Source organism: Bartonella sp. CM31XJBT (assembly GCF_028618555.1).
Taxonomy (GTDB): domain Bacteria; phylum Pseudomonadota; class Alphaproteobacteria; order Rhizobiales; family Rhizobiaceae; genus Bartonella.
The window spans coordinates 20862-37245 of record NZ_JAQITD010000011.1; the positions used below are offsets into that span (position 1 = coordinate 20862).

14 protein-coding genes are annotated in these 16384 nt (G+C 38.3%); 8 read left to right on the forward strand and 6 right to left on the reverse strand.

Annotated features, from left to right (window positions below):
- The first annotated feature begins 129 nt into the window (after nt 1-129).
- From PVV63_RS06080 to PVV63_RS06100, 5 genes are all read left to right on the forward strand, one after another.
- Nucleotides 130-1620, forward strand: coding sequence for a replicative DNA helicase (locus PVV63_RS06080; RefSeq protein WP_273791081.1), 1491 nt, complete (start codon nt 130-132; stop codon nt 1618-1620).
- A gap of 6 nt (nt 1621-1626) precedes the next feature.
- Nucleotides 1627-3003: a DNA repair protein RadA gene (gene radA / locus PVV63_RS06085; protein ID WP_273791082.1), complete on the forward strand. Its 1377-nt coding sequence runs from the start codon at nt 1627-1629 to the stop codon at nt 3001-3003.
- A gap of 142 nt (nt 3004-3145) precedes the next feature.
- Nucleotides 3146-3727 (forward strand): CvpA family protein, encoded by a 582-nt coding sequence (locus PVV63_RS06090; RefSeq protein WP_273791083.1) that lies wholly within the window; start codon nt 3146-3148, stop codon nt 3725-3727.
- Between the two features lie 75 nt (nt 3728-3802).
- The gene (gene purF / locus PVV63_RS06095; protein WP_375630765.1) at nt 3803-5296 is read left to right on the forward strand and encodes an amidophosphoribosyltransferase; all 1494 of its coding nucleotides are present in this window, start codon (nt 3803-3805) and stop codon (nt 5294-5296) included.
- Between the two features lie 2 nt (nt 5297-5298).
- Complete coding sequence (locus PVV63_RS06100; protein ID WP_273791085.1) at nt 5299-6048, forward strand: SDR family NAD(P)-dependent oxidoreductase; 750 nt, start codon at nt 5299-5301, stop codon at nt 6046-6048.
- Between the two features lie 70 nt (nt 6049-6118).
- Here PVV63_RS06100 and pssA read toward each other — a convergent pair whose 3' ends face one another.
- The 5 genes from pssA to cysS all read right to left on the reverse strand — a co-directional run bounded on the left by pssA (nt 6119) and on the right by cysS (nt 12000).
- Nucleotides 6119-6958: a CDP-diacylglycerol--serine O-phosphatidyltransferase gene (gene pssA / locus PVV63_RS06105; RefSeq protein WP_273791086.1), complete on the reverse strand. Its 840-nt coding sequence runs from the start codon at nt 6956-6958 to the stop codon at nt 6119-6121.
- Between the two features lie 8 nt (nt 6959-6966).
- The gene (locus PVV63_RS06110) at nt 6967-7665 is read right to left on the reverse strand and encodes a phosphatidylserine decarboxylase (RefSeq protein ID WP_273791087.1); all 699 of its coding nucleotides are present in this window, start codon (nt 7663-7665) and stop codon (nt 6967-6969) included.
- A gap of 117 nt (nt 7666-7782) precedes the next feature.
- Complete coding sequence (locus PVV63_RS06115; RefSeq protein ID WP_273791088.1) at nt 7783-9666, reverse strand: ABC transporter ATP-binding protein/permease; 1884 nt, start codon at nt 9664-9666, stop codon at nt 7783-7785.
- A gap of 114 nt (nt 9667-9780) precedes the next feature.
- Complete coding sequence (locus tag PVV63_RS06120) at nt 9781-10452, reverse strand: DUF421 domain-containing protein (RefSeq protein ID WP_273791089.1); 672 nt, start codon at nt 10450-10452, stop codon at nt 9781-9783.
- Between the two features lie 39 nt (nt 10453-10491).
- Entirely contained in the window at nt 10492-12000 is a 1509-nt protein-coding gene (cysS, locus tag PVV63_RS06125) for a cysteine--tRNA ligase (RefSeq protein WP_273791090.1), read from the reverse strand.
- A 499-nt stretch (nt 12001-12499) separates the two neighbouring features.
- Between cysS and PVV63_RS06130 the strand changes: the two genes are divergently transcribed.
- Nucleotides 12500-12868, forward strand: a complete 369-nt coding sequence (locus tag PVV63_RS06130) for a TIGR02301 family protein (protein ID WP_273791091.1) — start codon at nt 12500-12502, stop codon at nt 12866-12868.
- Nucleotides 12869-13287: 419 nt separating this feature from the next.
- Here PVV63_RS06130 and PVV63_RS06135 read toward each other — a convergent pair whose 3' ends face one another.
- On the reverse strand, nt 13288-14616 hold the full coding sequence (locus tag PVV63_RS06135; RefSeq protein ID WP_273791092.1) for a dihydroorotase: 1329 nt from the start codon (nt 14614-14616) through the stop codon (nt 13288-13290).
- A gap of 64 nt (nt 14617-14680) precedes the next feature.
- Here PVV63_RS06135 and PVV63_RS06140 point away from each other — a divergent pair, with 64 nt between their 5' ends.
- Both PVV63_RS06140 and PVV63_RS06145 read left to right on the forward strand, forming a co-directional pair.
- Nucleotides 14681-15553, forward strand: coding sequence for a folate-binding protein YgfZ (locus PVV63_RS06140; protein WP_273791093.1), 873 nt, complete (start codon nt 14681-14683; stop codon nt 15551-15553).
- Nucleotides 15546-16163, forward strand: coding sequence for an HD family hydrolase (locus PVV63_RS06145; RefSeq protein ID WP_273791094.1), 618 nt, complete (start codon nt 15546-15548; stop codon nt 16161-16163). The genes PVV63_RS06140 and PVV63_RS06145 overlap by 8 nt, the downstream gene beginning before the upstream one ends.
- Nucleotides 16164-16384: the final 221 nt, after the last annotated feature.

Below are 16384 nucleotides of genomic sequence, written 5' to 3' on the forward strand. Positions count from 1 at the left end.
AAAAGAGAGTTTTAAAAAATTATATAATTTTAACTTAAAATGAAGATTTGTCGCTCTATTCTTTTAATTATACGATTTTCAATTTATCGCCTAAAGTAGCTAGACTTAGAATTTTAGTGGAAAAATATTATGGAAGAAACTAACGTTGTTAATGTCAGCTCTTCAAAGAAAGAGGATTCTCCTTCTTTTCGGCAACTTCCGCATAATATTGAAGCTGAACAGGCATTGCTTGGTGCCATCTTTATCAACAATGATTCTCTTGACCGCGTTTCAGATTTTCTAAAACCAGAACATTTTTTTGAACCATTGCATCAAAAAATTTATCATGTTTTATCTCACCTTATTAAAACAGGAAAACGTGTAGATCCAGTTACAATCAAGCCCTATATCCAAATGGAAGAAAAAATTGGAGATATTACTGTATACCAATATGTTGTTCGCTTAGCCACAGAGGCAGTCACTATTATTAACGCTGAAGATTATGGACGCGTCATTTACGATCTTTTTATCCGACGGTCTTTGATTAACCTTGGAACTCAAGTTGTCAATACAGCCTTTGATGCTCCTGTAGAACTCACGCCTACCCAACAAATTGAAACTGTTGAAAATCAGTTATTTGAGCTAGCAGAAAAAGGGAAATATGGAGGTGGATTTGAAAATTTTAATGAGGCTATTAAAAAAGCTATCGATATGGCAAGTGCTGCGAAAAAGCGCTCTTCACAATTATCAGGGATAGCCACCCATATTAAAACACTTGATGAAAAAATGGGAGGATTACAAGCATCTGACTTAATTATCCTTGCGGGGCGCCCTGGTATGGGTAAAACCTCACTGGCTACCAATATTGCCTTTAATATTGCTAATGCTTATAATCGTAATGCCAATATCCAAGAAAATGAAGGCGGCATTGTGGGATTCTTCTCACTTGAGATGTCATCCGAACAGCTTGCAACCCGTATTATTTCTGAACAAACAGAAGTCTCTTCTTCTGATATTCGGCGTGGTAATATTTCAGATGAACAATTTTCAAAAATTATTCGTGCGGTGAACCAACTACAAAAGGCACCACTTTATATTGATCAAACTGGGGGAATATCAATTACGCAATTAGCTGCTCGTGCGCGGCGTCTCAAGCGGCAACATGGTTTAGATATCTTGTTTATTGACTATATCCAACTCATGACAAGCAGTTCAAAGCGCTCATCAGAAAATCGTGTCCAAGAGATCACAGAAATTACCACAGGATTAAAAGCATTAGCGAAAGAATTGAATATTCCTATTATCGCTCTCTCTCAACTTTCACGTCAAGTAGAAAATAGAACAGATAAACGTCCACAGCTCTCAGATTTACGTGAATCTGGTTCAATTGAGCAAGATGCAGACATCGTTCTTTTTGTCTATCGCGAAGAATATTATCTCAAAAATGAAGAACCAAAGTTAGGTAGCTTGGAACATACAAAATGGCAAGAAATAATGGACAAAGCTTTTGGAAAAGCTGATGTTATTATTGCAAAACAGCGCCATGGGCCGACAGGAATCGTGCCCCTTGCCTTTCAATCTGATTTCACACGATTCAGTGATCTTGCCGATAGCAATTATCTTCCAGAGCAAATTGGTTAAATCAACATGGTACGTAATCGTATTCAATTTATCTGTCAAAATTGTGGCACTGTTCATTCTCGTTGGGCAGGAAAATGTAGTGCTTGTGGAGAATGGAATTCCCTTATCGAAGAAAATATAAATGGCGGCATAGGAAGTGGTCCTAAGCAGAATACGCGTAAAGGACGCATCGTTGCCCTTACATCTCTTTCTGGAGATATCCAAGATGCTCCACGTATTTATTCTGGTATTGCGGAACTTGATCGTGTTACCGGTGGGGGCTTTGTCCGTGGATCGGCACTCCTTGTTGGAGGTGATCCGGGTATTGGTAAATCAACATTGCTGACACAAACAGCTGCTGCTTTATCACGTAAAGGATATAATGTCATCTATGTTTCAGGTGAAGAGGCTATTGCGCAAATTTGTCTGCGCGCACAAAGGCTTGAAGCTAACAATACAGAGGTGAAAATTGCTGCTGAAACCAATGTTGAAGATATTCTGGCAACCTTAAGCGAACATAAAAACCTTGATATGGTGATTATCGATTCGATTCAAACCCTATGGTCAGATACAGCAGATTCAGCACCTGGCACTGTCACACAAGTACGTATCGGTGCTCAGGCAATGATCCGCTTTGCCAAGAAAACAGGAGCCGCCGTTGTTCTTGTTGGGCATGTTACAAAAGATGGACAAATTGCTGGTCCTCGGGTCGTTGAACATATGGTTGATGGCGTTCTCTATTTTGAGGGTGAAGGAGGACATCATTATCGCATTCTTAGAACTGTAAAAAATCGCTTCGGACCAACAGATGAAATTGGTGTCTTTGAAATGTCTGATAAAGGATTACGCGAAGTGATAAATCCATCCGAATTGTTTTTAGGAGAACGTAATGAAAAAGCCCCAGGCGCTGCTGTTTTCGCCGGTATGGAAGGAACACGCCCGATACTCGTAGAAATTCAAGCGCTTGTTGCTCCTTCTTCCCTTGGGACACCAAGACGTGCGGTTGTCGGATGGGATGGAAATCGTCTTTCTATGATTCTTGCCGTTTTAGAAGCCCATTGTGGCATTCGTTTTGGACAGCATGATGTCTATCTGAACGTGGCAGGTGGCTATCGCATATCAGAACCCGCTGCTGATTTAGCTGTAGCCGCTGCTTTGGTATCTTCTCTTGCCAATATCGCATTGCCAACGGATTATGTCTATTTTGGTGAAGTCAGTCTTTCAGGAGCTACCCGCGCTGTTGCACATTCAGCACAGCGCATAAATGAAGCCAAAAAACTCGGCTTTCAAGGAGCCTTTCATCCCACAACAACAACCGAAATGATGAAGTCGCTCAACTTTAAACAAAAAACTTTCTCCGACCTTCCCGAACTCGTTGCTACTCTTACCGTAAGTAAAAAATGATCTGCACCACAGATATGATAATATAGAAAAAACTCTATAACATACAAAAGATCCTTGCTATAAGAACAAAAAATGGCATAACAAAAAATATATTTGCACACAGACTTAAAAGAACGCAACTTTATGTATAAGGAACAAACAAATGATCATAACAATCCTTGATGGAATTGTCGTAGTAATCATCCTGTTGTCCGCTTTTCTTGCTATGCTTCGAGGATTTTCACGTGAAGTGTTATCGTTGATTTCTTGGGCAGTTGCAGCTGTTACGACACTGTTTTTATTCAAACCTGTCTTACCTTTCTTTGAACAATATCTCTCTAATAAAATGATTGCATTGATCACAACATTGGTCACAATTTTTATTATTGTTCTCATTATTACTTCAATTATTACAATGAAGATCTCTGATTTTATTATTGATAGTCGAATTGGTATCCTTGACCGTGCTATTGGTTTTATTTTTGGAGCACTTCGTGGTTTACTTATCATGGTCATCGGTATGTTGCTGATTAATGCACTGATTAAACCCGAGCTTCAAGCGAATTGGTTAAAAAATGCAAAAACAAGACCCATTTTAGATTCATTGGGACAAAAAGTTTGGGAAATACTCCCAAAAGATATTGGATCTGTTCTCGAAAAGGCTGAAAATTTGTTTAAAGACAGCAATAAACATACGTATGAGCAACACTCTCATGAAAAGATAATTTTAAAAAATAGAGAATAGTTTTTCATGAGGAAAGAGAACTAAATGATGTAAAATGTGATATTAATGATTCCTCCATATCACAACTGAAAGAATATGATGATAAAAAGCGATGTTTTCTGTCAAGAATTTTCATTAGATGATGATACCCTTCATGAAGAATGTGGAGTTTTTGGTATTCTTGGGCATGAAGATGCCGCAACATTAACAGCTCTTGGACTCCACGCACTTCAGCATCGTGGGCAAGAAGCAGCTGGGATTGTTTCTTACCATAATAAAATATTTCATCAAGAAAAGCATTTAGGTCTTGTTGGTGATCACTATACAAACCCTGCAACACTTGCGCGCTTACCAGGAAATCGTGCTATTGGACATACCCGTTATTCAACAACTGGAGAAGTGGCATTACGCAATGTTCAACCCCTTTTTGCTGAATTGAAAGTTGGAGGTATTGCTATTGCACATAATGGTAATCTTACCAATGGTCTCACATTACGCCGTGAACTCATCGCTTCTGGTGCTATCTGTCAATCAACGTCAGATTCAGAAGTTTTTCTCCATCTTATTGCCCGCTCACGTTATGAATCGTCCTCTGATCGTTTTGTTGATGCGATTCGGCAAGTAGAAGGTGGGTATGCTATGTTAGCGCTCACACGTACAAAGCTTATTGCGGCACGCGATCCAACAGGAATTAGACCTCTCGTGATGGGGGAACTTGATGGTAAGCCTATCTTTTGTTCTGAAACTTGTGCTCTTGATATTATTGGAGCAAAATATGTCCGTGATGTTAAAAATGGAGAAATCATCATATGTGAAATACAAAAAAATGGGGAAATTACGAAAAAAATTATAAAACCAGAAAATACAAAACCAGAAAAACTTTGCTTGTTTGAATATGTTTATTTTGCCCGCCCAGACTCAATCGTTGGAGGACGTAGTGTTTATACAACACGCAAAAATATGGGAATCCATTTAGCACAGGAAGCCCCTTGTGAGGGTGATGTTGTGGTTCCTGTTCCTGATGGAGGAACGCCTGCCGCAATTGGCTATGCACAAGAAATTGGAATTCCCTTCGAGCTTGGTATTATTCGTAATCACTATGTTGGCCGCACTTTTATCGAACCAACACAACAAATTCGTGCTTTTGGCGTCAAGTTAAAACATTCGGCAAACCGTCCTGTGATTGAAGGAAAACGTGTTATTCTGGTTGATGACTCTATTGTACGTGGAACAACATCCCTTAAAATTGTACGAATGCTTCGCGATGCAGGAGCAAAAGAAGTTCATATGCGCATTTCTAGCCCTATGATTTTTTATCCTGACTTTTATGGTATTGATACACCTAAAGCTGAAAATCTTTTAGCAAATCAATATCCAGATTTAAAATCTATGTGTGATTTTATTGGAGCGGATTCATTAGAATTTCTTTCAACGGATGGATTATATCTTGCTGTAGCAGGGGAAAAACGGAATAACGCCGATCCACAATTTACTGACCATTATTTTACTGGATATTATCCTACGCATCTGGTTGATCAAGAAAATCTCTCCAAAATTCATCAATCATCTGTTCTTAAAACAAGAGATTAATGATGGCAAAATGTGATTTTAGTCTCCATGGGCGTGTGGCACTTGTTACTGGCGCATCAAGAGGGATTGGCTATTATTTGGCACTCGAGCTTGCTGCACGCGGGGCTCATATTATTGCTCTTGCACGAACAGTCAGTGGACTTACTGAATTAGATAACCAAATCCGAGAAAAAGGAGCTCATGCAACCCTTGTTCCCCTTGACTTGCATCATATGGAAAACATCGATACTCTTGCTATCTCAATTGCCAAACGCTGGAAAAAACTTGATATTATCGTTGCAAACGCAGGAATTCTTGGAACACTCTCACCAATAGCGCATATAGAAAACACGGTATTTGAAGATGTTTTTCAAATAAATCTTTTCAGCCAATGGCGCTTAATGAAAGCCGTTGAGCCTTTATTACGTGAATCTGATGCTGGACGAGCCATCCTGTTATCCTCAAGCGTTGCGCATGCTGCGCGCCCTTTCTGGGGAGCTTATGCAGCCTCTAAAGCGGCTTTAGAGGTGATTGCCCGCTGTTGGGCAGAAGAACTCAAACAAACCCCTATTAAGATTAATTGTGTCAACCCTGGTGCCACACGCACTGCCATGCGCGCTGAAGCTATGCCCGGTGAAGATCCACAAACTCTGCCTTCACCACAAGAGGTCGCAAAAAAGATCGTACATTTGTTATCACCTGATTTAAAGGAAACTGGAAAACTCTTTAATGTCCATAAAAATCGGTTTGTAAATTATCACATACCTGATTGATCATCATATGAGAAGTAAATCGTTTGACTCTCTCTTTTTTCTGTGCTCTTCGACAGAAGCATGAAGCACTTTATGATTCTTGGATAGCTTTAGCATCAGCCTTTTTCTCTTCTAAAGTAGCACGTTTATTATAAGCGATAAAACTACAGGGGAGAAAAATCATATAGCTAACAGCTGTAATCAATAAAGTTTCCCATGTGTAAGTCGCAAGAAAACCGACATAAATAACAATGACCAACATGCACGGTATAACGATATCGCGCCTTAAATTTTGATCAATTGTTTTTGCATTCCATACCGGTAAACGACTAATCAAAAGAAAAGCAATAATTACAGTATAAAGACTAAAAAATAATGCCCACCCCCAATTGGGAACCAAACCAAGAGTGCCTAAATAGGTAGGCAATAAAAGGAGTAATGCTCCTGCTGGTGCTGGAACACCAACAAAATAACTTTTCTGCCACTTAGGTATATTGGGGTTATCTAACATCACATTAAAACGTGCTAATCGCAAACAACAAGCAACACAATAAACAAGAGCAGCAACCCAACCAATGTGATTTGCTTGATTCAAGATAAAAGAATAAACAATGAGTGCAGGGGTAACACCAAAATTTATAACATCAGCAAGAGAATCCATCTGTGCCCCAAAAGATGAACTACCATCTATTAAACGGGCAATGCGACCATCAGCACCATCTAAAACTGCGGCCAAAAGCACCATTAAAATAGCAGCTTCATAGCGATGTTCAAAAGCCAAACGAATACTGCTCATCCCTGCACAAATTGCTAAAATAGTAATGATATTGGGAATGACATACCGCATCGATGTAGGTGAACGCCGCCGATTTGCACCTTCATCATGCTGCCCCTCAGGATTGAATGAAGAAAATGGCGAAAAATTTTTCATTGTGAGTCCTAATCGTATCTGAAATCCGTTGTGGCACTCTTATCATCAAAAGAACCCAAAACTGTTTCTCCAGCAATTGCTGTCTGTCCAACTGCAACACGCACTTTCATTTCAGTTGGTATATAAATATCAAGGCGAGAACCAAAACGAATCAATCCAAATCGCTCACCAGTCATAACGGCATCATTTTCTTTTGACCAGCAAACAATCCGGCGTGCAACCATTCCCGCTATTTGTACGATACCGATTTTACCATGTTTGCTATCAATTACCATCCCATTACGCTCATTAAACTGACTAGCTTTATCAAAGTCAGCATTAGTAAATCGACCTGGCTGATAAACGATAGACTCTACTGTACCACTGATAGGAATACGATTAATATGGCATGAAAAAACATCCATAAAAATGGAAATACGGATCATTTCATCTTTCCCTAATCCTAATTCTTCAGGTGGAACACATGATTCCACAAATGAAATACGCCCATCTGCAGGCGACATAACCCAATTTGAATTCAAAGGGATCACACGATCTGGATCACGGAAAAAGTATACACACCACACCGTGAGAATGAGACCAAACCAAAACAACGGACTCCATATCCAACCAAGAATGAGCGAAATAACAAAAAACGCTACAATAAAAGGATAGCCTTCTTTATGAACCGATACAAAGCTATTATGGAAAGATTGCAGAATACTCATATAATTTCCTATTCATCGTAAACTTAAACAAGCAACAAATCTTTTTGTTCCTCTTGTGTCTTTTTATGTATTTAATCAATCACTCCATATAAAGATATAGATTACATTTTGCTCTATTTATTTTTTACGATTAACAACACTCATCTCATCTTCTTCACGCATTTTACGTAACTTTTCTTCAGCTTTCGTTGCTTCAAGCTGCTTATTCCACATTGAAGCATAGAGACCTTTCTTGCGTAAAAGCTCTGTATGCGTCCCATTTTCAATAATACGACCACTTTTAAGAACTAAAATTTCATCAGCATTGATAACAGTAGAAAGACGGTGAGCAATAATCAATGTTGTACGTCCACGGCTTACAATATCTAATGCTTGTTGAATTTCCTGTTCCGTCGCCGTATCAAGAGCCGCCGTTGCTTCATCTAGAATAAGAAGTGGGGGAGCTTTTAAAAGTGTCCGGGCAATAGCCACGCGTTGTTTTTCACCACCTGATAATTTGAGACCTCGCTCTCCTACCATAGACTGAAAACCTTCCGGTAAAATTTCAATAAATTTTGATATTTGTGCCATTTCAGCAGCTTTGCGCATCTCTTCATCTGTAGCACTTGGACGCCCATAGCAAATATTATAGGCAATTGTATCATTAAATAACACCGTATCTTGTGGGACCATGCCAATCGCTTCACGCAAACTCTTTTGTGTTACGTCACGAATATCCTGCCCGTCAATTGTGATAGAGCCCGCATCAACATCATAAAACCGAAAAAGCAACCGAGAAATAGTGGATTTACCGGCACCAGATGGACCAACAATGGCGACTGTTTTTCCTCCCGGAACTTTAAAATCAATATCTCTGAGAATCTGACGTCTCGAATCGTAGGAAAACTTTACCTGATGAAAACAAATGGTCCCATCGCTTATCTCTAACGGTTTAGCATCCGATTTATCAACGATCTCCTTCTGAACATCTAAAAGATCAAACATTGCTTCAATATCCGTTAAACCTTGTCGAATATCACGATACATTGACCCAATAAAATTTAGTGGAATAGAAAGTTGCATTAAAAGCGCATTAATAAAAACAAAATCTCCTAAAGTTTGTGTCTTATAAAAAACTTCATAAGCTGACATCAGCATCATGATCGTCATTCCAATACCAAAGATAAGAGTCTGACCAAAATTAAGCCAGCTTAACGATGTCCAAATCTTCGTTGCGGCTTTTTCATAACCTACCATAGAAGCATCAAATCGATCGGCTTCTAGAGTTTCATTACCAAAATATTTGACCGTTTCAAAATTCAAAAGAGAATCAACAGCGCGAGTATTCGCCTCAGTATCCGCTGTATTCATTTTTTGTCGAATGCGAATACGCCAATCACTCGCCTTAATGGTAAATAAGATATATAATCCAACCGTTGCAACAACGATGAGAAGATAATGCCACCCATAACTTATGTAAAATACCAGTGCCGTTAATATAAATTCTAAAACTGTCGGTACTGTACTAAGAATTGAAAATCTTACAATCGCTTCAATTCCTTTTGTTCCACGCTCAATCACACGAGAAAGCCCACCTGTTCGGCGTTCCAAATGAAATCGCAAGGATAACTCATGCATATGTACAAAGGTTTTATAAGCTAATTGACGAACAGCGTATTGACCAACAGTGGCAAACAGGGAATCGCGTAATTGATTTAATCCAGCCTGCATAATACGCGCGACATTGTATGCCAAAACGAGCATGATGGGAATAATCCAACTGGATGGGAACCATTCAGGTAGCTGAAAGCTTGAATCAAGCACATTCGTAGAATATTTAAATAAATACGGTACAGATATGAGAACGAGCTTAGCCAAAACAAGATAAAATATTGCCCATAGCACACGCATTTTTAGATCACGCCGACCTACCGGCCACATATAGGGCCATAAATTGTAAAGTGTGTGCAGAGTCTTCCCTGTATCTGATGATACAGTTTTTGTCATTTCATTGCGTTTCATAAAGTCCTTACTTCTCTATCATCCGCACAAACAGGCAAAATACCCTCTGTGGTTATTTATAGATTTATCTCTTTATTATACTTCCAATAAGCTATACCTACCCGTTTTTTGAAGTTAGACTGTTTTTGAAAAAGGAACAAGAAATAATCCACTATACAATTTATTATTTTGATCTGTATTTTCATACCACTCTGCTGCGAATAAACTTTCAACTTTTACATGTTTTTTTTTCAATTCTGCCTGAAGCCACTTTTTTGTTTTACCAATCTCTTTAAGTCCATCATCAATAACTTCACCATTTTCTATTAAAATCGTCGATTTCTTTCCCTCTTCCTTTTTAATGACAGTGCAATCACCATTGGTTTCCAAACGAACAAAAGCAGCTTCATGTAAGTGACACCCTTTAAGACGTAACATCGTAATGAGATCATTAATATTGATCCCCAAGTTCTTAATCTTATCCATTTGGAAAACTCCATCTAAAACTAATGTGACATTCCGCCCTGCAATAAGACGACGAAAAAAAACTGAATAACGTGCAATAAAATTAAAAGATGTAATCAGGGTTTGCCAGATGAGTAAAACAAGCAATAATTGAATGCTACTAATACTCTGATTATAAATAACGCCTCCAATAATACCTCCCATGACAAAATTACTGACCAAATCAACTGGTGTCATTTGACTAAGACTCCCCCGCCCCGTCGTTCTTAAAATAAATAAGAAGGCAACAAGACCTACAGCCAGCTTAAGCGCGATATATCCATAATGATATAAAAATTCCATCATATTCTCCTTTTTTATGGAGCTGCTGGAATAGAGACATTAGTGTCGCTTTATTTCCCACACAGTTATGCGCTCACCACTCTGCGGATCCTTACTGTCTTTTAAAAGAACCCCCTCGGCTGCAAGCTCATCACGAATTGTATCCGCAGCTTCCCACTCTTTATTATGGATAAGTCTTAGTCTTTCGGCAATGCGCTGATCAATAAATTTTGTATCAAGGAAAGTTTTTCTCATAAATAATGGGCAGTCTATTCCTTTAATCCATTCTTGTCTTAACAGTCCTAATAAATTCATCCCATTTACAAGAGCCAAAGCATTTCCTTCTTTATAAAATTTTCGCAAAAGAGTCAGTGCTTTTGGAGTATTAAGATCATCACTAAGTGCATCTATCAAAGTATCATCAATTGCTTCATTGTTTTTCATCTCACTCTTTTTGCTGCGAAGCCATTTATACCAACGATACAGTTCGCTGCTCGATTGTATTAAACGCTGTGCAGTCCAATTTAATGGTTCACGATAATGCGTTTGCAACATCGAAAAACGCGCAGACAAACCAGCCCAATTTTGCTTCATTTCATCGGTCAAAATACCATTAAGCTCCAAAAAATTATTCTCTAAAACAGAACGAATAGTTATGAAATTGCCAAAGCTTTTCGACATCTTTTTGCCTTCAACTTGTAAAAAACCATTATGCATCCAAAAATTAGCCATTCGCTCCGTCCCAAAAGCTGAACAACTTTGTGCAATCTCATTTTCATGATGAGGAAAAATTAAATCAATTCCACCACCATGGATATCAAAAACATTGGCGGTCGGATCATCACAGGTTAAACCACCGCCATAGGGCGCTAATAACTTTGCCATTGACATTGCAGAACATTCAATATGCCAACCTGGACGACCTAAAACAGGAATTCCGCCCGGTGATTCCCAACCTGGTTCTCCTTCCACAGAAGGCTTCCATAAAACAAAATCCATCTCTTCCCTTTTATAAGCAGCAACATCGATACGCGCCCCCGCCCTCATTTCATCTAAAGAACGATTTGCAAATGCCCCATAATAGGGAGGATTTTTTATGCTACTTACAGAAAACAATATATGATTTTCCGCTTTATAAGCGTGCCCCTTTTCAAGCAATCTTTCAATTAAAGAGCGCATTTCCTCTAAATGCTCGGTTGCGCGCGGCTGGCTGGTTGGCAAAAGACAACCAAGTGCTATTGTATCTTGCTGAAACTGAGAATATGTACGTTCTGTTAATTGACGAATAGCATCATTCAATGACAAGTTTGGATATTCGCAAGCTGCTCGTGCATTAATTTTATCATCAACATCTGTAATATTACGTGCATATAGAACACGCTCATTACCATAAACATGACGCAATAAACGAAATAAAATATCAAAAACAATGACAGGGCGTGCATTTCCTATATGCGCATAATCATAAACTGTCGGACCACAAACATAAAGACGTACTCTTGTCGCATCTATTGGTGTAAAATTTTCTTTTTTACGTGTCAGCGTATTATAAAATCGCAACTCTTTCATTTATTGACTCCATGGACGATATTATGCACCGATCCTTTTAGATGTATCTTATCTCAAATTATTGTATTACGCTGTTTAGGCTAAAAACTTTTATCTTATAGTAAATTCTTCTTACCATTTTCCCATTGTATTCACGGCTGTATCCATCATTTATCATAAAAATAATCTATTTTATTTGATTGGACAAAAGCGTTCTATCATTAGAAATGCTTTCCCTCCTTAAAGAAAACGAGCTTAGAAAAAATTCTATAGGTAATACAATATAAATCTATGTGAAAAATAGATAGTTTGCAGAAAGAAAATCTTAAATTTTAAACTACACAAAGCTTCATCAGTATTTTCAATATTCCACAATGGGTTCCTTACTGCCTCTTACGCCCTATATTTTATAATCAATAATTGAGAATAATGTAGCAAATTAACTCTATTTTTTACACCGTTCTCATGACAAAATTATTTTATCTTTACAGAGTTTTATTCAAAGAAAGCAATAAAAATAATGCGTAATAGATTGATGAACATCATTATTTTAATATTTCTTGTCATTTCAATGCCAACCTTTGCACAACAATCTCCACCTTATGAAAAAAAATTACTCCGACTAGCAGAAATTTTGGGATCATTGCATTCTCTCCAAAATCTTTGCGAGCCTCCAACAAACCAATGGTATGACTATATGAATGCACTGATTGAAGCAGAACACCCCATTCCACAAAGACGTGCTTATTTTTATGAAGCGTTTAATGAAGCGTATCGTGCTTTCTCAGAAAATTATCATCATTGTACACAAGAAGCCATTGAAGCCAATCAAAGATACATTGAGGAAGGAAGAATTTTATCTGAAAACCTCCTCATGTATTATAAATAATTAATCTATACAAAAAGTATCTCTCTCAATTTTAGTGGTATCAATGATACTCCTTTCACAAATGCGGGGAGCAATAAACCAGCTCTGAAAATAGAGAGACGTTTAAAGAATAATGTCTCGATACGCTTTTATTCGTATGAGCGCCTTTTTCCCCATACAAAATCGCTCTTTGGCTTCCTCCCCACACCTCAAAGGACGAAGATTTTTAACTAAATTTGCTCTGTAAATAATCTAGGTTCTTGTTGAACAAGGTTCCTCTTGGCTTCTAACGCATGTAATTTGCTGCATAGTTTCTACAAACAAGCCTAAGAATATTCACCACGCATTAAAAAACACTTATGTATCAAAGAGGCTGACATACCCTATATCACCACTCTAAAAGAGGGTATTTTACGGCATGCTTATAATTTTTAATCTGTTTACACCAAAGTTTCCATAAATTTAACAGGCTCTCCTTGTGAAGGTGTGACAATTTCACCTTCCCACATAACCCGCATACCACGGATAATAGTCCCAACAGGCCAACCTTTAACTTTTTGACCATCATAAGGTGTCCAACCGGCGCGAGAACCAATTAAGCTATTCGTAATAATTTCTTCTCTCTTAAGATCAACAATGGTTAAATCAGCATCAAACCCAACAGCAATGCGCCCTTTACAGCTTATACCAAAAATACGACTAGGGCCATGTGAAGTGAGATCAACAAAACGTTCAAGAGATATTTTTCCTGCATTCACATGTGTCAACATAATTGCTGCTGTTGTTTGCACGCCTGTCATACCTGAAGGTGAAGAGGGATAAGGTTGAAGTTTTTCTTCAAGAGTATGAGGCGCATGATCTGAGCCTAAGACATCAATTATTCCTTGTTGAACACCGTACCAAAGAGCTTCACGGTGGCGCAATTCACGAATAGGCGGATTCATCTGAATTAATGTACCAAACTTCTTATAATCATCAGCCGTGAGTGTCAAATGATGTTGTGTCACTTCAATTGTTGCAACATCCTTATGTTTTTTTAGAAAATCAATTTCTTCTTCTGTCGAAAGATGTAACACATGAATGCGAGCCTTCGTCTCATGAGCAATTTTTACCAAACGCTGCGTACATTTTAATGCCGCAACTTCATCACGCCAAATCGGATGTGACGATGCATCACCTTCAATACGCAATATTTTACGCTCTTTGAGCCTCGCCTCATCTTCAGAATGAAAAGCCGCACGACGGCGTGTATTCTTCAAAACAAGGCGTACACTTTCATCATCATCAACCAAAAGATTACCGGTAGAGGACCCCATAAAGACTTTAATTCCAGCCGCACCAGGAAGTCTTTCTAATTCAGACAATTCATGAGCATTTTCACGCGTTCCTCCAACCCAAAATGCAAAATCACAATGCATTCGATGAAATGCGCGTTGAACCTTATCGCTTAATGTTTCTTCTGATGTTGTCAATGGACTGGTATTAGGCATTTCAAAAACTGCCGTAACCCCCCCTAACACAGCAGAATACGAGCCACTTTCCAAATCCTCCTTATATTCATTTCCTGGTTCACGAAAATGCACTTGGCTATCAATAATTCCTGGTAAAATATGAAGCCCCGTACAATCAATGACCTCACTAGCCGATGCACATGTAAGATCGCCTATTTCAGCAATACGACCATTTGTAATACCAATATCACGCTTGCTTCTTCCATCATGATTCACAAGTGTTGCACCTTTAAAAATTGTATCAAATGTTTTAAACATAACCACGCTCCTTACATATTGCTCACTTATCGATTATGTAACTTTGAGCAGAAAGGCAAGAACCATGATTAAAAAACAAAATGCCATTTGCTTAAAAAACCGCGGGCTTATTCAAATTACAGGCGAAGAAGCAACAGATTTTCTACAATCCCTGATCACGACAGATGTAAAAAAAATCAGTCCACAGGAACTTTTCCCTGGAGCCCTTTTATCCCCACAAGGAAAGGTTCTTGCTGATTTTCTTATCGGAAAAAAAGAAGATGGTTACCTGATTGATATCAGGATGCCTTTAGCTGATACGCTCCATAAGCGTCTGTTGCTCTATAAGCTGCGCAAAAAAGTAGAAATTACACAACCATCCCAAGAGCTTGTTACAGTTTCTTTGAATAATGAATCAGATGCTTTAAATTTTGATTCAAGTTTTGTTGATAAACGCTTCCCACAACAAGAAAAAATAATACGAATCTATAGCAAAAAACCTTTTTTAACTTCAGAATATCATGACACATGGAATCGATTGCGTATCCGTTATGCAATTGCGGAAAGTGGTCAAGACTATGAAGTTGGCAAAGTCTTTCCTCATGATATTAATTACGATCAAATCAATGGACTTGCATTCAATAAAGGATGTTATATTGGACAAGAAATTGTTTCACGAATGCACCACCGCCGTGCAGCACGTCGCCGTATTTTTATTGTAAAAGGCCAGTGTGAATTAACCCCTCAATCTAGCATTGAAGCAGAAACAAAAGTAATTGGCTACTTGGGAACATGTGTAGAAAATGAGGCTCTTGCTTTAATGCGTATTGACCACGTCAAAGATGCTATGGATCATAACATCCCCTTTACTGTAAAAAACATTCCTGTCACTATAAGCATTGCTGAAAATATGAATTTTACCTTTCCTGAAAATACTATAGAAAACACTCATGGCTAAAGCTGAATTATTAAAAAATGGAGAAGCCCGCGCTTGGCAAAGAATGCTCTCTGGAAGGCGACTTGATCTTCTCAACCCTTCTCCTTTTGATGTTGAAATTGAAGATATTGCCCATGGACTTTCTCGCGTGGCACGTTGGAACGGTCAAACACGAGGAGAGCATGCCTATTCTGTTGCACAACATTCACTTTTGGTTGAACAAATATTTCAAAAACTTTTTCCACAATCGGGAAGCAACGAATGTCTTTATGCCCTTCTTCATGATGCTCCAGAATATGTCATCGGCGATATGATTTCCCCTTTTAAAGCTGTCATAGGAAAACAATATGAACGCGTTGAAAAACGCATCCAAGATGCTATCCACATGCGCTTTTCTCTTCCCGTTGCTCTTTCTCAAAAACTTTTAAAAAAAATTAAACAAGCCGACCGTATTGCTGCCTATTATGAAGCGATTACGCTTGCTGGATTTAATACAGAAGAAGCCCTTCGCTATTTTGGCTCTCCCAATAATATTCTACCCGATGATCTTAATTTATCCCCCTATTCTACACAACACATTGAAAACGCATTTTTAACGCGCTTTAATGACTTGGATGCCCAAAGATTATAGACTCTTCGCATTGTTGATTCCTTGTCATTACAGAATCATCACACTGACTTATAATAATAATTCATTGTTTTTTCATTTTGAATGAGAGCTCCTAATATCGTAAGCTTCACTCATTTCAAATCTGTTTATATTGAATCAATCAAAATCATTCTCTTGCACACCACAAGTGGGGCTGGCGTGTAGATAAAACTTTTTAAAGAAAGAATTAAAATGCTTCTTAT